The following is a 17,316-nucleotide window of genomic DNA, read 5'->3' on the forward strand; positions in this document are numbered from 1 at the left end:
GAGGAATCTCCTTTCTATAAAACATGAGCGAAGCGAATTTTAACAAACACGCCTGACGGAAATCTTGAGAGAACCTAGTTCTCACAGATTTTAGCACACACTCGGTAGAGTGTATAAGTGCGCCATTTGTCACTTCGTTATGGATATATTCTACCACTATGTAGTCACACTCTCAATAAATACCTTAAATATTTTCGATAGTATTTGAAGCATAAAAGGAAATTTGATAAGATTATAGAAAATACTTTAAGGGGATTTAAAATGTCGCAAAATACACAATCAAAAATACTTTCAATTGACGAACAGATTAAGAAGCTACAAGACAAAAAGAAAAGAGAAATCACCAAACTAGAGAGAAGTACTGGAAAAAAGTTTCTTGAGAAATTCAATCTAGAAAACAAATCACTTGATGAGATATATTCCTTTATGGATACTCTTGAATTACTAACAAAAGATTCATTACCAAGTGAATCTGCGAGTGATGTAAATAATGGACAACCAGCTCAATAAAATAGATGCTCAAATTAAAAAGTTAGAAAGAGAAAAGAAAATATTTGAACATTCTTTAAGTAAAGAAAACAGAAAGAAACGTACCAGAAGATTAATTCAGATTGGGGCACTCTCAGAAAAATACTTTGATCTATTCGAGAATGATCTTCACTATATTGAAGAAATTTTTTCTCAGTTTTCTTTATATGTAAAATCGAACAAGTTAGAAAAACACAAAAAAGAGAAGAAATGATATTATTCATTTCTTCTCTTATAATTTCTTATACTTTCACTTTAAAATTCTTCAGCAGTTGGTTTTACAAATTAAGGTCGAAGATATTTATTTTTTATTTCATATGGATTACTCTACTTATAACAAAAAACAAATAAAGTAGTATTTTTAACATCATTTTATTTAATTATCTTTATACCTTACTTTCACAATTCCAATTATAATAACAAGAATTAAAATAATTAATAATAATGTATTTAAATTTGAAATATATGTACTAACCGTATTATAAATGTTAATTACTTTCTCTTTGAGTATTAATAATATCCCTGTTGAAACTAACATTATTAACGCTCCTTTAAATCTAAGTATATCAACTGGGAATACTTCTCTGGATCGCCAACACATAATAAAGGTGAAAATTAAAACAAATATAGAAAAAACAAAAAAAGCCATCAACATAGTAATAATAAACATAATAACTCCTACTTGATTATTAATTGAATAAAACTATAAATTAGTTCTTTTATTCCATTGAATTTTATAATTCTAATTCATTCTTTTTGGATAAAGAATTAAATTCCTTTATCAAATCCAAATTAGGTTCATCATTAACAATGACTTGTTTAAAAATATCAACAAATTGATTATCACGAAAGACAGACTTTATTGAGGCTTGCAGCATCTCATTCCCATCCATACGTGACCAATCTATTTCAAATCCATTTTTCAATCCTAAAGTTCTTAAAAATTCACGTTGTGTTCTACCATTTCCTTCACGAAATGGATGCAGTATATTTATTTCAGTTAAATAATGAGAAGCTCTTTCACTAAACTTTTCTTTATCTAAACCTTTTAGAAACTTTTCATTTTTTAAATCCTTAAATAAACTTCTTGCATTCTCATCAAGGTGCAATGGATGGGCGAAAGGTGTAGTTCCCTTTTCAATTTGTTCTTGGCGAAGTTCTCCAGCAAAAGGATATATATCTTGAAAAATAAATTTATGTATTTTTTGTAGATGTTTCAAACCAAATGCACCATACATTGGTTTGTTTTGCAGCTGCAACATTCTTCTACCAGTATATAGTGCATCTAATTGATTTAATTTTTCTGGATCTCTCTCATTAAATTTATTTATTAATACATTTGTACCTTCGTATTCATGAATTGATTGACTTTTATAATTAGCCATTAGCTAATTCCCTTGCTCGTTTGTTAAATTCTTCTTCAGAAATTCTTCCTTCCACACTATCGATAATTAGTTGTTCTTGTTCTTTGGATAACTTTAACCCTTCCATGCCTAATGATGCTTTTACTGATTCAATGCCGTTCACATTATTATTTTTCATTAAAGATGTACTCCTTTAAAGTTAGTTTAGATAATATTTTCAAAATGAAGTTAAGTCTATTTCAGGTTTTTCATTTTTATTTTCTGTTGATTCTTCTTTATTAGCAACACCATTATTTTTAGATTCAGTAACAAAATTATTAGTTTTCAATTCTTCTTCAATATGATTAGCTTTTGTTTCATTTAGTGATTTAATTACCTGCTCTGACTTTTCTGTTACCTCAGATATCTTCTGATTATTGAAGTAAAGTATTTCTGTATGTAACTTTTTTGCGATTTCATGATCAGTTACATCTTCATAACCAAAACGATCTATACAATGTTCAATTAATGATAAAAAACTATTTTGTGGGTTACTTTGTGCCTGGAGCCATTTACTAAATTTTAATTTCTTCTCATCATTTCTAGATTTTATATTTATTAGAAAAGTTTCTTTTAATTTTATTTCTTCATTATTGTTAGACATAAAAACCACACTCCTAAAAACTAATAAGAAGGGGCCAGGATGACCCCTTTTAGTTTTATTTAGTATATAAAGCTTTTGCTAAGTAGAAAGTTCCACGAGAGTTCATATTCGTTGCAAATTCTTTAGGAATCCACACTACTCTAAAATGGTTACTTTCAGCAAAACTCATTAATTCTTCACGTAAATCATCTTTAAATGTTACGCTTCCACCACCATGAACAAATGCATAATCAACATCCGATGACGCTAACTCTTGATAAGCTAATTGTATTTCTTCTAGAAGAGATTGAGCTTGTCCATATGTTGCTTCTTTCATCAAATCTCTTGCAATCTCACCCTTTTCGTTATCACGTTCAAGCCAATCTTGCAGCTGCTGTCTTGTGAATTTGTCGCTAATATTTATTTGCTCTCGCAAAAGTCTAATTGCTAAATCCGACGCATGACCTACTCCAAGTCTTTTCCCCTTACTTAATCCTTGTACTGGATTAACTCCTTCAATAACAGTTAATTCAGAGGTTCCGTCTCCTATATCTGTATGAAGAGATTTAGCCTTTGTAAAGTCAGATGGCTTTTTATTTTCTTTGTAGGTTTCATTATAATCTTTCAATATATCTTCATCACTATTTAAAAAGGCTAACATAGATGTTTTTCCTTCTTCAGTAACTTTACAGTCAGTGAATTTTATAGAAACTAACACCTGGCTATCACCGATGTATAAAGTAACTATATGTTTATTTTTAAATCTATCTTCCAAAATTTTAGCATTTTGTCGAGTGTATTCAGACGAAGGAATAGCTGTTGCTGATTGTATTTCCATAGATAAGCTTTCTGGTAACTCTCCATTTTTCTCATATTCTTCTTTTACTCCAATAGCTGCAATTAAAGCTAATGAAGTAATAATTGGTAGATCATGTGTAGACTTACCACCTAAGCTAATCATCATGTTTGTTTTGATTCCATCGTGTTGCATTGCTTTCTTACCTACATAGTAATCTCCATTTCTTTTTATTGATGGAGAAGAAATATTAACAACAAGATTGTCTAATAGGTTGTCCATTATTTGATTAACAGGCTGATCATTTGATTCTGGTGTTCTAGGTAAATAAGAGATAACTGAAGGCTGTCTTACAGAAGTCTCTTTTCCTTTTACTTCATATGTAATTTCAGTTTTAGCATTCCCTATATCCTTACCAACGATCAATTTCATATTCCGTTCACCTCATATATTGTTTTATTAACCTTATATATATAATAACCTATTTTTATTAAAAAGTAAATAATTTTTATATACTTTTTATATAATTTTTTAATACAAAATATATAAAAATTCGACAAACTATTTATCTAAGTTCTTTTTATATATTTTTTATATAACAGTTATATTCTTTTAATTAAGGACTAGCTATATAAATACAATATACAATATCAAATTATATAACTAATATATTCTTTTAATATAAATACAATATATTTTCTATATATAAAAACATTAAAGGGAAGATTTCAAAATGAAAATTGTAGAACTTTGTTACCTTTTATCAATCTATGTTTACAAGATAGGTTTGATAAAAGTATACTAATAGGAAAGAACGCATACTTGTATGCATGCATGTTCGTATAATTGTATATATGTATTCAAATATAGAAATTACATAAAAGGAGGATATATATGCGAGCGAAAACCATTACCTTTGCTAATTTCAAAGGTGGAACTGGAAAAACTACTAACTGTACTATGATTGGTTATATTTTAGCGAAAAAAGGCTATCGAGTTCTTGTACTTGATCAAGATCCTCAGGCAAACGCAACTGATCTATATCTAAAAACAAAAGCTAGATTAAATCCTGAATCAAAAGTAGAAATCGACAAGACACTTATGGCAGCTGTAGCAGAAGAAAATCTACAACAGGTAATTACCGAAATTACAGATAACCTTTATTTATTGCCTAGTTATGCTGATTATTCAACATTACCCTTGTTCTTAGAGAAAAAGCACCCTGATAGCCTGGTAGATAGAACGAAATCAATAGCTTATCTATTAGAACCACTTAAGCAAGAATTTGACTTCATTTTAATTGATGTTCCACCAACACTATCTATATATACGGATACAGCTCTAATGGCTAGTGATTATACTGTGATTGTTTTACAAACACAGGAGAGGTCCTTGGTTGGAGCTGAATCTTATATAAAATACCTACAGGAATTAATTGATAATTATAATGCTCAATTTGATATATTAGGAATTCTTCCAGTACTTTTAAAGAACAATGCTGCTGTAGATATGAATACTCTGGAAAATGCTAAAGAGAAGTTTGGAGAAAAAAATATATTTAAAACAATAGTTAAAAATATGGAGAGACTAAAAAGGTACGACATGATAGGTATTGTTGATCCAGATAAAGATATAAAAGCAGATATTCATGATAAGAGAATTATAGAATTGTATGAAGAAGTGACCGAAGAATTTTTAAAACGAATTGAGAAGGAGACAGAATTATATGTCTGATTTACTTAATAAAAATAAAAAGATAGATAGAATTGAAAATCAGCCTCCAAAGGGGACTTTCAACCCTAATAACATATTTGTTCCTGAGCAAAATAAAAAAGATGAAATTATAAAAGAAAAGACTACTTCAATAAGATTAACGACAAAGAATAGAGATAAATTAAAAGCCCTTATGTCGTTATTAGAAAAGGACTCCATTGATCAAGTTTTAGATGTAGTGTTAACTCAACATGAAACTACTTTGTCCAAAGATAAAAAGAAAGATTACGACACTCTTTTAAAAATTTATTCCAAAAAAAAATAAATTTTTAAATAAATTTCAACCACAAACATATACATGCATACTTGCATACTTGCATACATGTATGTAAAATAGATATATAAAACCCTTGCTATATCAATACATGCAAGGGTTTTATATAAGTATACACGCATACATGCATACATATATACTAAAAAATACACCCATAAACTGCGGTGTATATACACTTCTAGCCTAAGTTCGCATATTGCAACGGCTGGTTATTATTGCTATACTAATCACAAATAAATCGAACGACAATAAAAAAGACCCCCGCCATCTAAGTAGTGTCCCCACACTCTTAGACGGTTTCCCCTAATACCACTAGGGAAAACACTGACAGGAAGTCGTTTTTGACATCATTTTTTTAAAACTTATATATCAGTATTTTAACTGAATATAAGAAGAAAGTCAAAGCTATTTCCCGTTTTTCAGTCTATTTTGTGTGCCATTTTCTGACATAAAAAGACGATGTTTTCCTTTTATACATAAGGGAACATCGTCTTTTTTGTTGTACTAAAAGGAGCAAAGAAAATGTCAGTGTTAACACAACCAGTTAAACCTCAAAACTTCACCATCGAAGGCATTAAATTTTTCAAGAAACACTTAGAAAAAATTGAATTGGATTCACAGGTGACAGACCATCCAATAACAACATCTGAAATCTCTTTGTACATGATACTTCACCTATATACTGATGAAATGGGAGAAATCCGTTCTTTTACAAAAGATCCAAATGTAAGTGATCGTAAACTTCTTTGTATCTCTAACATTGCTTCTGAGCATTCTCTTACATATGAAACAGTAAAGAAGGCTTTTGATAGATTGATAGAAAGAAAATATATCCAAGAAGTATATACAGAATTTGGGATACATTATGAAATTGTTGATTTTGCTAAGTATAATCAGTTAATCGCTAGTAAAAATCCTGAGAAATCAACATATTTCCATATCCCATTAGCCCTATTCAAGGAGAAAGTTTTCGGTCAACTAATAAAACAACGTTATCACAAAGGACCAATCCTTTTACTTAAGTTGTGTGAATTTTTCCAAAGGCAAATTGGGACTAACCGTAGATTGGTTGAAGATGTAGAGCTTGTTAAAGGTGATAGAACTATGTCTTATCTAAAAAAGACTTTAAACACAACAGCAAAAAGAGTAAGGAATTTCTTATCTATAATCAATAATGTATTTTCTTTTATTCCAGTAGATAAAACGCTTAAAACTCCATCTAAAGATCGTATGAACAGAAGAAGAGAATTTGTACAAGTGTGTATAGAAAAGTTCAATTTCACTCTAAACAGCGCATGTTATAAGAAAATTGATGAAAAAAGTCAAAGGAAGACATTTGCTACTTGGAAAAAGGAAATGTCAGCTAGAATTAAAAACGCTAAAATTCCTTTGAAATTCAGAGATAAAATAGACATAGAAAAATCTATAAGTAGAATGGTCAACTATTCTGTTCATTTTGAAGTTGTTAACTTATCTAAAGATATGTTAGGCTTCACTATTTCGTCAGTTGCAGACACGCTGGAGGAACTACATATTAAAGGGCAATTAAAATCTATTAAATCTATTGGTAGATTTGCAAACAGTCAATTTACAAAAGCATTGTTCAATTTTAAAGAAAAATATATGGACGAGTCTGACGTTATTGAGATAGGCCATGCTTACAATAAAACATATGGTACCTACCCTGACTTTTTAACACCACAGAACACTAATAAGTAATTTTAAAAAATCGAATAACTACCTGTAGCCTTTTCAAAATTTTCAAATAGGGAGGGCTTTTTGTCATGCAATTTAATAAGAATCATTTATATTTTCCTTTAATAGAATATAAGAATACAGGTTTCAATAACCAGGTATTAAGGCAATTGTATAAAACAAGGGGAAAGTATAGTGAATTTAAACTGTATTTCAAAACATCTAAAATTCATTAACTGTATTTCTAGTTATCTGAAATTTAGAGTATTGTATTTCAGAATATGTGTGAACTGAATATTGTATTTCAAATTATGTGTGAACTGTGAATATAGTATTTTAATAGAAATAATAAAAGGCTGAAACCCTTGGTGTATATAGGTTTCAGCCTTTTATTATTTTCCCCTTATATTTATTTGTTTTTTTTATTATTAATTGAATTTCTTATTATTATTGATTCTTTATATATTATTGTTCCTTAAACGTTTGTGTTTACAAATAAATATAAATATATATCTTACTTGTTATAAATTTTCTTTATGTCTCTCCAAAAAAATAGCGTATAACCTAACCTGATTCAAATAGTTTTTCCTTTGACTTGAAGATAACCTATTAGACGATTTTATAATCTGGTTAATAACCTGCTGCTCTAAATCAGCATGTTCAAAATCATTATCTATATCTAATAAGAAATCCACCCTAGCATTAAAAAACTTACAGTAGTTAATTATTACTTCTAAACTTGGCAATACTTGATCATTTTCATATGTACTGATTTGGTGCCTTGTTAGATGCAGCTGGCTAGCAAGTTCGGTCTGCGTTAAACGTCTTCCTTTTCTTAATTCTCTTAAACGATCGCCTAATGTTTTCATAAAACTAGTATATAATTTTTACAGTTTTTTTTTACATGATGCTTATAACATCTACATTTTTATTTAAATATGAGCTTAATATAAGCATTTATCTATAAAAAAGGAATAGATATTCTTATTTCTGATGGTATAATATACACGGGTAATTATTCCTATAATTGAGTTATTTTAGTAATGATTATTCGGTAATTTCATAAAGGAGGATACACCATGTTTTCAAATAAAAAGAGTTACGAAGCTATAAAAGTAAATCAAGTACTAACTATCGAAAAACAAATAAATTCTTACTCGAAGTTAGCCGAGATTTATCATGATCGAATATTGGTTATAGGACAACATATGTTTACACTTCCACTTTCTTATCACAGAAAAAAGACTCCAGCTCACTCCTATTTAAGTTCTGTAAAGAATTTTATACAAACTAATCCAATTACCACTGCTAAGGATTCACTAGCCTTGAAACAGTTTATTTACATTGATATTTGGGTCCTAAACAATCTCAACTATTACAGTGCTGCCTTTATAAATGATTCAAGCAAAAAAATACAAACGTATTCTATATGGAATAATCCCACTAACAACAAGAATAATGAAACTAAAGAAAAACCTGATCAGCGTAAGCTAAGTGGTGTAATGAGATGATTTCCTTTGTTTTATTATCCTGGCTTATGGCCTTCATCTTATTGCTTGTAAATATAAAACAGGATAAAACAAGGTGGGGGAGCTATATAGGATTTTGTGAAGGATTTGGAGGCTTAGGGATTGTTCTAGGAAAGGGAGCAGATCGTCCAGAATGGTTAATCATAATGGATAGTATTTCAACATCTATCGGTCACTTTTGGACACCTTATATCATTTTGATATTCGGATTGTTATATTCGGATGCGATTAAAAGTAAGAAAATGAAATTTGTTTCGAAAATCATATTAGTTATACCAACTATACTTGCATATACTCCAATATTTTCATTTTCTTTATATCCAGTATTCGAGACGAACTTTCCACTTATTGCAATTTGGATTATTCCTTATATATTAATAACTTGCGTCCTATTAACATTCGCTGCCTTTAGAGAGAAAAGGAAAACCATTAAAAATCATAAAATTATTACATGTATTATTGTTATTCCTTTATTTATTTTTGTAATGCTTACTAATGTAATTCTTCCAGCATTTGGTGTTAGGGGGGGGTGGCAGCTAAATCCTTTGATTATGATTACTGAGTTTCTATTTTTTATTTATTTTGGCAGCAGGTACGGTTTTTTAGGAGTGAAAATAAAGTTTGAAAAACAAAGGTTAAGTTCCACTATGCAAGCTGTAACCTCAGGAACAACCTTACTAAATCATACAATCAAAAATGAAATAGGTAAGATTGATTTATTAACAAATGAATTAAAAGAAAATGTTTCAAAGGATGCTATAGAAAACGTTGATCTAATATTAAAGTCCACAAATCATATGATGGAGTTAACTAGCCGAATACAAGGAAAGCTAGACATAATGCAACTTAAAGAATCTAAGTTCCTAATAAGCCATTTAATTCAATCATCTATAGATTTAATGAAACCTCATCTTTTTTGCGTGAAAGTGATAAAAAATCTGGAAGCTGATTTTGAAGTTTATGGTGATTTTATTCATCTTGAAGAAACATGTTTAAATATCATGAAAAATGCCATTGAAGCTATGAATAAGAATGGAACAATGTTAATAAAAGTTTATCAATATAAAAAAAATCTCTGTATTGAATTTTCAGATGATGGCAAAGGAATCGAGAAAGAGAATCTTACTAAGATAATAGAACCTTTCTACAGTACAAAAAAAGAAGTGGGAAACTATGGTCTTGGTTTAACCTATTGCTATAACGTCCTGGCTAAACATGGGGGAGATATAGAGATAGAAAGCCAACTTAATTTAGGTACAACCATAAAATTATTACTACCTAAAAAGAGAATTTTAAAAATATGGCCTAAAAAGAATTCAATAAATAAATTATCAGGGGAAATAACTTATGGATAAAATACAATTAATGTTAGTAGAAGATGATCCTGTTTGGATGAAGGGTATAGCGAATTATATCGAGGCTGAAGAAGACTTAACTGTTAATAAAAAAGCATACTCTAAAGAAGAAGCTTTAAATATAGATTGCTCTAATATAGATGTTGCTCTTTTAGATATTTCTTTATCTAAAAAAGAAGATTTTAGTGGTTTAGAAGTAGTTAAGCATTTGAAGGAAAAAGGAATAGATAAAGTTATCATGCTAACTTCATGGGAAGATCCAGCTGTAATTTTGAAGGCTTTTGATAATGGAGCGATTAATTTTATAAGTAAAAGTTCCTATAAAGAGATTCCTAACGTAATTAGAGAAGCCCATTTAAATAAAGTGAATATAAGACCAGATATATTTAATGTCATTATGAATGAATTAAAGCTAGAGCGTAAAACAAGAGTGCTAACGCCAATAGAAAGTGAAGTCTATAGGCTGAAAATAAAAGGATTTACACGTAGTCAAATAGCGCAAAAATTAGTTAAATCCACAGAAACAATTAAGAAGCAATTACAAATTATTAAGAAGAAACTTAATGATTCTGTCTCATGAAAAAAGGGGGGGTAATATTTTAACCCTCCCCAAAAAGAACTATATCTAGTAAGATTTTACTATAATCACTTATTCGTAATGGAATTAAAGAAAGTAATTATGTATTCGCGTTCTTTATCACTAAGGGTTTCGAATTTTTTTGCGAGAGAATAAATATTATTTAATGCTGGAGCTATATCTATTTTGAGAAAAGTTAATACAAAAGTAAAAATGAGTTCTATTTCACTCTCTGACATGCGTTCAATTAGATTGAATAGCTGTGTCTTTTTAGGATCAACAGAATTGATTTCTAAAGATTTTGGGGGTGGGGTATTTGGAAGTACATCATAAAGAGTAATTCCCATAGCCTCACATATCTTTATTAATAGTTGTATATTTACTGTTGTTAATCCATTTTCTATTTTACTAATATTACTTTGGGATGTTTCAGACAGTTCTGCAAGCATTGTTGAAGACATATTAATAGCTTTTCTAAAATTATATATATTTCTCCCTAATTCTTCGTTAAATTCATTCATATACGTCCCTCACAAATACCTAATTATGATAATAATATCAAAAAAAATATGTGATTATAATTTGTTCAACGAAATATTCCAAATGAAATAATTTTATTATTGACATAAATATTACAAATGGAATATTATATACATAAGGAGGTGAATACCATTAGTAGATTAAGGGATCTAAGACTAGGAAAAGGCTGGACCCAATTTAAATTATCTGAAGTGTCGGGTGTGCCACAACCTACAATTTCTCATATTGAAACAGGAAACCGAAAAAATCCTAGTCATTCTATTGTTATGAAACTTTCTAGGGCTTTAAATATTAAAGTTGAAGAAATTTTTGTACAAGAGGAAGTTAATTTAGACTATCAAGAAAATTGTATGAAAGGTGATGTGTTCGGTGAACAAGGTAGTATTAGTGAAAATGTGTAGATTTCATTTTTTACCTTATGTCAATCGGGTAACTGTTCGAACTTTTGGCAAAGAAGTTTACATATTAAAGTCAAACTTAATGGTTAAAAATATGGAAACGGATGAAATTAAAAGGCTTGAAGATATCTATTATGACATAAGAACTGTAAGAAACATTAGTGGAAATATTATAGCTAAACGTACAAATAGAAGAAAAGAATTATACTTTAATTCAACAAAAGCAAGAGCAAAAGCAAAAGTTATTTAATACAAACTGTTAAAAATACGTTATGATGTGTGCAATTTATTTATTTGCACCAATGATCCTTGAAAATAAAATATGCGTGGTCTCGATGGAAATGGTCATATTCGAGTACTATACGACTTACTTGAGTTAGTGGGGGAACTGCTAAAAATCCACAAATTGACTGCATCGGTTAATATTAAACACTATTAATCGTAAGGTTGTTGGAACATGCCAAAATCCAGCAAAAAACACGTCGATGTTTAATCGTAAGGTTGTTAGGACAAGCCAAAACCTAATAAAACGTCCAGTAATATTAACTATTGGTAAGGTTGTTGGAACAAGCCAAAAACCAACAAAAATGGGGAGAAGATTGTTTATTGCTATCGGTAGGACGATATAAAGTAATAAACCCTTGTTCTCGAATGAATATGAATATACTCGCAATAGCGTTTTTATAAAATTAACGGAGGTTGCTATTATGCGACCTCCGATATAGTAAAAATGAATTGTAAACATGATAACGTATGAAACAAATTAGATTTTCCTTTAATTAATCCTTAACAGTTGTTAATAAAGAACGATAATAAAATTGAGGAGGTGTTGGTAAATAATGAAAAAAAAGGTACTCGCAACTGCAATAACAATTTCATTACTTGCCGTAGGAACAGGTGCTTATGCTTATAATGAGAAAGTTGAAGCTGCTCAACTAGAGCAACAAAGAATTCATACAGTCGAGAAGGCTGAGAAGGCTGTAAAAGCTCTTTATAACAGCGATAGAACAGCTTTAGCTTCTGGCCTTGAAAGTAAGTTGAAAGCTGCTGAGGCTGCGGTTAAGAAGGTAGGAGATTCAGATGAAAAATCCCTTCTATCAAAAGAGATTAGTAATGCCGAAGAGATATCCAATATTCAATCAGAAGTTTCCAGCATCCTAAAGAATGGAGTGGTTGTTGAGAAAGCTTCTGAAAAACAAGTTAAAACAGTTTCTGAGAAGGTAAGCTTGGTTAAAGATTGGAATGAAGCAATTTATAGTTCATTAACAAAGCAATTAGATGAGGCTAGTAAGCAATTAGCTACAATTAATGAGGCATCTAAAAAAGTGAAAGAAGCAGAAAAGACATTGAAGGAAAAGGATTATGATTCTGCATCCAAACTTGTTGCAAAAGTGAAGAATGATGAAAAGCAAAGTGAGCTTACTAAACAATTGAAGACTGTAAATGAAAAGCTAGTTGCTAAAGCAGAAGAAGCTAAACGAAAAGAAGCTAAACGAAAAGAAGCTGAGGCAATTGCTGCTAAAGAAACTTCTGCAGTTTCTTCTAACAATACTTCTTCTACAACTAGTGTAAGCTCAAGCTCAAGTGCAAGTTCAGTTTCTAACTCAAGCTCAAGCTCAAATAGCTCAAGCTCAGGTGGGGCAAGTAATCCAAGCTCAAGTGCTACATATAGTAGTTCTACTGGTTCGACAAGTGGTGGTAGTTCTTCAACTGGATCAAGCAATAAAACAACTGCTACCTCAAACAATTCAGCGACTTCAAATAAGTCAAATGGTTCAAGTAGTACTAGCAAGTCAAATAGCAGTTCTACAAATAAATCTAGTTCTTCTAGTAAGTCTAGTGGTTCTACTTCTTCTAATAACACTGGAAAAGTTTCAAATGTTGAGAAGACAGGGGAAGGAACAATTGATCCTACTGGTAATGGTAAAACTGCAGAACAAGGTTCATCGACTTATGAAAAAGGAACTTTTGAGTGGGGCGGCTGGTAATAAAGAAAAAAGTCTAGTAACTAATATATAGTTGCTAGACTTTTTTTATGCCTTTAAACGGATTTTGAGGTGAATTATTTTAATGGGTAATAAAATTAAAAAAACTAGCTTTAAGTTAATTTCTGTATTTGTATTAATGACTTTATTTTTACAAATACTTGAGTACCCTTTATCTGTGACTTTTGCAGAAACGATTTCCTTAGAGGATGAAAATTCTCCTGAAGAAATTAATGAAACGAATGTAAACGAGACTGAAAAGTTGACTGGAAGAGAATACGTCTCAGGAGATGAGCCTATAGCAAAGCCGACTTTGGAGGAAATTGTAGGTGAAAAAGAGGCTGAAAAAGAAATAGACTACCTTACAGTTAACGAAAAAGGCGAGTTAATGTATGGAGATGAGCCTTTATATGTTGGTGCAGGTAACGAACTGATACCTGCCAAGCTTGATGATCTAATGAAAAAGGGTGTTAAGCAAAAACTTACAGTAGCAACAGCGGTAAAAAGCATTATATTTGGTAAAATCGTAAGTGCTGCGTCTGCTCCAGATATTGAATACCGTGGACAAATTAGTTATGGTGGTTCAATTGTAGGTGATTTTCGAGTTAATGGAGTACAAGCTTTCTGTATTGAACACGAAAAGCCTACTCCTGGTACTGGAGCATCTTATGAGTCTCCTGTTCCCTATAATAATGCTAAGATCCTGAAAGCTTTGTATTATGGCTGGAATGGCCCTGAAAATATATTTGGTAGTGATAAAGCACGCGGTATTGTGGTCACATCATTGGTTTTATCTAGGCTTTACAATGGGGATTATGCAGGTGGTCAAAGTATCTCAGGTTACGATAAACTGTGGGACTTATCTCAAAATGGGTCTGTACCTGATGATGATGTATCAATGTATAGAGAAAAGCTGACAGTAAGCTTTTCTAATGGAGTTCAAAAAACCCAAACTACTAAATTTGAAGCAGATAAATCAAATACTTTAACTTTTACTATTCCTGATGAAGTTAAGTTGATTAATGAGACGGATAACTACTCTAAACGTGGTGGGAAGGTAACAGTTTCTGGTGGGGATTGGTTCTATTTTGAGGCACCTTCAGATTATGCTGGAAAGCTGGATACAGGAAATATTCGAGGTTCTATGAAAGCTTTCCAATCTATAATCTCAGTTCCTAAATCTTCTGGCTATCAAACATTGGGTTATGGAGAATGGTATACTGACCCTGCTCAAACAGTCCGAATTCAAGCTCAATTTGAAAAGCAAGAAGTTACAATGTGGATCGACCATAAAGATAGACAAACAGGAGAAAAGATTTTAGGAGAAAAGAAAACAGTTACAATAGGTGACAGTTATAAAGTGTCATATAAGAATAACTTGAAATCAGATGGTCAGGATGCCTTACTCGATGATGATAAATCAAAGAGTGGAACTGTACCAAATAAGAATTTCACTGTAACATTTTGGTACACTACAGCATGGGATTTATATGCAGAATATAAGGACTACCAAACAGGTGAAACCATAAGAAAGACGGATAAGATCGGTACTTATAAAGTAGGTACAGATTATAACTTCGATGCCAGGACAAGTATAACTTATCAGGATATTTCTTATAAATTAAGAGGTTCTGCAGCTAAATCGGGTACAATGCCAAGGAAAGACAAAACAATTACACTTAATTATGATCCTTATGTGTGGGTGAATGTTTGGGAACAAAATATGTATCCTGAAAATGATGTATTTAATCATATAAAGGAAAGATATAAAGTAGGTACAACAAATAAATTTACGGCTCCAGATACACATGAGTTAAGTGGTAATAGAATTTATGATTTATTTGGCAACAATTCCGTATCAATTTTAACTCCACATAATAATGATGCTTCGCACACTTTTGATTATAAGCTTCGCAGAAGTGTTACAGTCAATTATTTGGATGAAAGAACAGGGGAAAAGGTTGCTGAAGTAAAGACATATAATCTACACGAAAAGGATAAATACTCAGAAGGTCCAATCACTATAAAAGATGGTGAATATACCCTTCGGTATGTCAGAACTGATGGGGATACGGAAAGTGGAATAATGGGAACTAACAATATTGTTATTAACTATTATTACGATAAACCGTTGATTAAAACTGGTTTAGAGAAAGTACAAATATATACAGCTAAAGCAGAAGAAGGATTACCAGTTCGAGTTTATCTTTCAAAAGTAATAAATTACAAAGGTGATAGTACTAAAATAAAAGACTATGATGATACGAATAAAACAATAAACGTTTCTTTATATCAAGGGTCTACAAAGATTACAGATAAGAAATACACGGCTTCCAAACTTCCTGAGTATTTGGAGTTTGAAATCCCTAAAAATAAGTTAGCAGTTAATGAAAATAAAACATATACCGTTAAACTTGAAGGGTTTAATAAAAATGATTTTGATGTAATTAAAGGGAAGGAGAGTCTTGCGACAAAAGGGTATACAGCCTTTGAAGGTACTGTTACCTTCGATGTGAAAAGAGAGTCTGCACATGAAGGTAGTAAATCTTATGTTGTTATGACAGAAAAGACACCTGAAACAACAATGAAATCATTTTATGAGACTATTAAATATGAGGCTACACCTTTAGAAAAGGTAAGAACTGGATATGGAGTAGAAACAAAAGTGAGTTTTGATTACAGCAATGAGCTGGGAACAGATTATCAGTTCGCTACAAAGGTTAATGAAAATAAAATTTCCTTCTATGCTCCTGATAGTTTAAGAGATTCCTATCTTGATTATCCAACTGAAGGATCTGATATGAAAATAGAACTTCTCAATAAGGAAACTTCCAAACAGCTAAATGGTGATTTTGTCCGTTCCAATGAGTTTATCTTTCCTCATATGAATGTTGAAAAACTTACAGGAAATCTATTCACGGATGAGCAAGTAGCTAATAAAGATAGTAACATTACAGATGAGATTCGAGATGGTGGTAATAAATTCTATACACCAATCTGGAATGACTTAGGAACATATGACGTATCTTATAAGTCTACAGAAATCGGAGCAAATAAGGTGAAGCTTCAAATAGAAGATAATATTAATCTTTTTGCTCATATGTATGTTCATATAGATTCTGAGACGATTGATCAGGACGCAATACTTTTAAAACCAGTTAATGGTGATGATCCATTCCCTGAAGGGCTTCCAGCTGGCTGGACTCAATCAGATATAGATTGGATAACAAAATAAAATTCAGAAGAAAAGAAGTCTTTTATTAAAAAGACTTCTTTTTTTATTAGGAGGAAATTAATATGATAAATATTTTAAATGATTACTTTTGGATAGTACTAATAGCTAGTGGTTTGTTAATGGTTCTAACAATCGTGACTAGAGTTAAATTGGCGAAGGTAAAGAGAGATAAAGTACTTTATAACATCTATAGTGTAATTCTTGTAGTTGTTTTTCTACTATTAATCGCTTATAAAATGGACTTTTTTAGATGAGACATGCTCCCAAGTGGATGATTTTATTTTTAATAGGAATCATCGCTATTGTTACAGTTAGCATCTATTCCATGCAAAGTTACAGATATAACGATTTAACCAATGTTTTAAATGAGGCTGCTAATATTGCACTTACTAAAAGCCTGGATAACAGCACAAGGGCTATTGAAGATAAAGCAGCTATAGTTGAACCAGTATTTGAGGAAAAGTTTAAGAATCAATTTGAAAAGTCAAATGTGAAAGTCAATGTAAAAAGTTATAGCTTTGAATATTTAAAAACCAGTGATGGTTATTTAAAAGCAGTGAAAATAAAAGTTACAGATGATGAGGATACGGTGTATCAAACGACTTTTGTAACAGATATTGTAAATGGTTAAGAGCTTAGGAGAAA

At 30.7% G+C, this 17,316-nt stretch carries 19 protein-coding genes; 13 read left to right on the forward strand and 6 right to left on the reverse strand.

The genetic code is table 11. The features are described from left to right. Nucleotides 1-261 precede the first annotated feature (261 nt). Both CEQ21_RS00720 and CEQ21_RS00725 read left to right on the forward strand, forming a co-directional pair. Complete coding sequence (locus CEQ21_RS00720) at nt 262-510, forward strand: hypothetical protein (protein ID WP_185762836.1); 249 nt, start codon at nt 262-264, stop codon at nt 508-510. Beyond that, nucleotides 491-742, forward strand: a complete 252-nt coding sequence (locus CEQ21_RS00725; protein ID WP_185762837.1) for a hypothetical protein — start codon at nt 491-493, stop codon at nt 740-742. The genes CEQ21_RS00720 and CEQ21_RS00725 overlap by 20 nt, the downstream gene beginning before the upstream one ends. Before the next feature lie 520 nt (nt 743-1,262). Here CEQ21_RS00725 and CEQ21_RS00730 read toward each other — a convergent pair. Genes CEQ21_RS00730 through CEQ21_RS00745 form a run of 4 tightly spaced genes read right to left on the reverse strand, consistent with a single transcriptional unit; the run spans nt 1,263 to nt 3,742 of the window. Continuing rightward, nucleotides 1,263-1,913, reverse strand: coding sequence for a Fic/DOC family protein (locus CEQ21_RS00730; RefSeq protein ID WP_185762838.1), 651 nt, complete (start codon nt 1,911-1,913; stop codon nt 1,263-1,265). Further along, the gene (locus tag CEQ21_RS00735; protein ID WP_185762839.1) at nt 1,906-2,070 is read right to left on the reverse strand and encodes an antitoxin VbhA family protein; all 165 of its coding nucleotides are present in this window, start codon (nt 2,068-2,070) and stop codon (nt 1,906-1,908) included. The genes CEQ21_RS00730 and CEQ21_RS00735 overlap by 8 nt, the downstream gene beginning before the upstream one ends. A 39-nt stretch (nt 2,071-2,109) precedes the next feature. Next, nucleotides 2,110-2,535, reverse strand: coding sequence for a hypothetical protein (locus CEQ21_RS00740; protein WP_185762840.1), 426 nt, complete (start codon nt 2,533-2,535; stop codon nt 2,110-2,112). 55 nt (nt 2,536-2,590) lie between these two features. Beyond that, nucleotides 2,591-3,742: a ParM/StbA family protein gene (locus CEQ21_RS00745; protein ID WP_182102381.1), complete on the reverse strand. Its 1,152-nt coding sequence runs from the start codon at nt 3,740-3,742 to the stop codon at nt 2,591-2,593. A gap of 462 nt (nt 3,743-4,204) precedes the next feature. On the opposite strand from CEQ21_RS00745, the gene CEQ21_RS00750 reads away from it, so the two are divergent. From CEQ21_RS00750 to CEQ21_RS00760, 3 genes are all read left to right on the forward strand, one after another. Further along, nucleotides 4,205-5,044, forward strand: a complete 840-nt coding sequence (locus CEQ21_RS00750) for a ParA family protein (protein WP_185762841.1) — start codon at nt 4,205-4,207, stop codon at nt 5,042-5,044. Next, nucleotides 5,037-5,348: a hypothetical protein gene (locus tag CEQ21_RS00755; protein ID WP_185762842.1), complete on the forward strand. Its 312-nt coding sequence runs from the start codon at nt 5,037-5,039 to the stop codon at nt 5,346-5,348. Before CEQ21_RS00750 ends, CEQ21_RS00755 begins: the two co-directional genes overlap by 8 nt. Nucleotides 5,349-5,879: 531 nt before the next feature. Continuing rightward, complete coding sequence (locus CEQ21_RS00760) at nt 5,880-7,076, forward strand: hypothetical protein (protein WP_185762843.1); 1,197 nt, start codon at nt 5,880-5,882, stop codon at nt 7,074-7,076. A 497-nt stretch (nt 7,077-7,573) separates the two neighbouring features. Here the strand turns inward: CEQ21_RS00760 and CEQ21_RS00765 are convergent, their stop codons facing one another. Further along, entirely contained in the window at nt 7,574-7,921 is a 348-nt protein-coding gene (locus CEQ21_RS00765; protein ID WP_182102377.1) for a helix-turn-helix domain-containing protein, read from the reverse strand. A 210-nt stretch (nt 7,922-8,131) separates the two neighbouring features. Here CEQ21_RS00765 and CEQ21_RS00770 point away from each other — a divergent pair, with 210 nt between their 5' ends. From CEQ21_RS00770 to CEQ21_RS00780, 3 genes are read left to right on the forward strand one after another with little or no spacing between them, the layout of a single operon-like run. Beyond that, nucleotides 8,132-8,563 carry a hypothetical protein gene (locus CEQ21_RS00770; RefSeq protein ID WP_185762844.1) on the forward strand — a complete coding sequence of 144 codons (432 nt, stop codon included), beginning with the start codon at nt 8,132-8,134 and terminating at the stop codon, nt 8,561-8,563. After that, nucleotides 8,560-9,936 (forward strand): sensor histidine kinase, encoded by a 1,377-nt coding sequence (locus CEQ21_RS00775; protein WP_185762845.1) that lies wholly within the window; start codon nt 8,560-8,562, stop codon nt 9,934-9,936. Before CEQ21_RS00770 ends, CEQ21_RS00775 begins: the two co-directional genes overlap by 4 nt. Beyond that, on the forward strand, nt 9,929-10,516 hold the full coding sequence (locus CEQ21_RS00780) for a response regulator transcription factor (protein WP_182102374.1): 588 nt from the start codon (nt 9,929-9,931) through the stop codon (nt 10,514-10,516). Before CEQ21_RS00775 ends, CEQ21_RS00780 begins: the two co-directional genes overlap by 8 nt. 65 nt (nt 10,517-10,581) lie before the next feature. On the opposite strand, the gene CEQ21_RS00785 is transcribed toward CEQ21_RS00780, so the two are convergent. After that, nucleotides 10,582-11,034 (reverse strand): helix-turn-helix domain-containing protein, encoded by a 453-nt coding sequence (locus tag CEQ21_RS00785; protein ID WP_182102373.1) that lies wholly within the window; start codon nt 11,032-11,034, stop codon nt 10,582-10,584. Between the two features lie 117 nt (nt 11,035-11,151). Between CEQ21_RS00785 and CEQ21_RS00790 the strand changes: the two genes are divergently transcribed. The 5 genes from CEQ21_RS00790 (at nt 11,152) to CEQ21_RS00810 (ending at nt 17,302) form a co-directional block, all read left to right on the forward strand. Further along, nucleotides 11,152-11,454 (forward strand): helix-turn-helix transcriptional regulator, encoded by a 303-nt coding sequence (locus tag CEQ21_RS00790; protein WP_185762760.1) that lies wholly within the window; start codon nt 11,152-11,154, stop codon nt 11,452-11,454. Next, nucleotides 11,423-11,701 carry a hypothetical protein gene (locus CEQ21_RS00795; RefSeq protein WP_182102371.1) on the forward strand — a complete coding sequence of 93 codons (279 nt, stop codon included), beginning with the start codon at nt 11,423-11,425 and terminating at the stop codon, nt 11,699-11,701. Before CEQ21_RS00790 ends, CEQ21_RS00795 begins: the two co-directional genes overlap by 32 nt. A 589-nt stretch (nt 11,702-12,290) precedes the next feature. Next, nucleotides 12,291-13,439 (forward strand): hypothetical protein, encoded by a 1,149-nt coding sequence (locus tag CEQ21_RS00800; RefSeq protein WP_185762761.1) that lies wholly within the window; start codon nt 12,291-12,293, stop codon nt 13,437-13,439. Between the two features lie 82 nt (nt 13,440-13,521). Then, nucleotides 13,522-16,671 (forward strand): thioester domain-containing protein, encoded by a 3,150-nt coding sequence (locus tag CEQ21_RS00805; protein ID WP_185762762.1) that lies wholly within the window; start codon nt 13,522-13,524, stop codon nt 16,669-16,671. Nucleotides 16,672-16,921: 250 nt separating this feature from the next. Continuing rightward, on the forward strand, nt 16,922-17,302 hold the full coding sequence (locus CEQ21_RS00810) for a hypothetical protein (RefSeq protein ID WP_185762763.1): 381 nt from the start codon (nt 16,922-16,924) through the stop codon (nt 17,300-17,302). The last annotated feature ends 14 nt before the right edge of the window (nt 17,303-17,316 follow it).

This window comes from Niallia circulans, from assembly GCF_007273535.1.
Taxonomy (GTDB): Bacteria; Bacillota; Bacilli; order Bacillales; family Cytobacillaceae; genus Niallia; species Niallia circulans_B.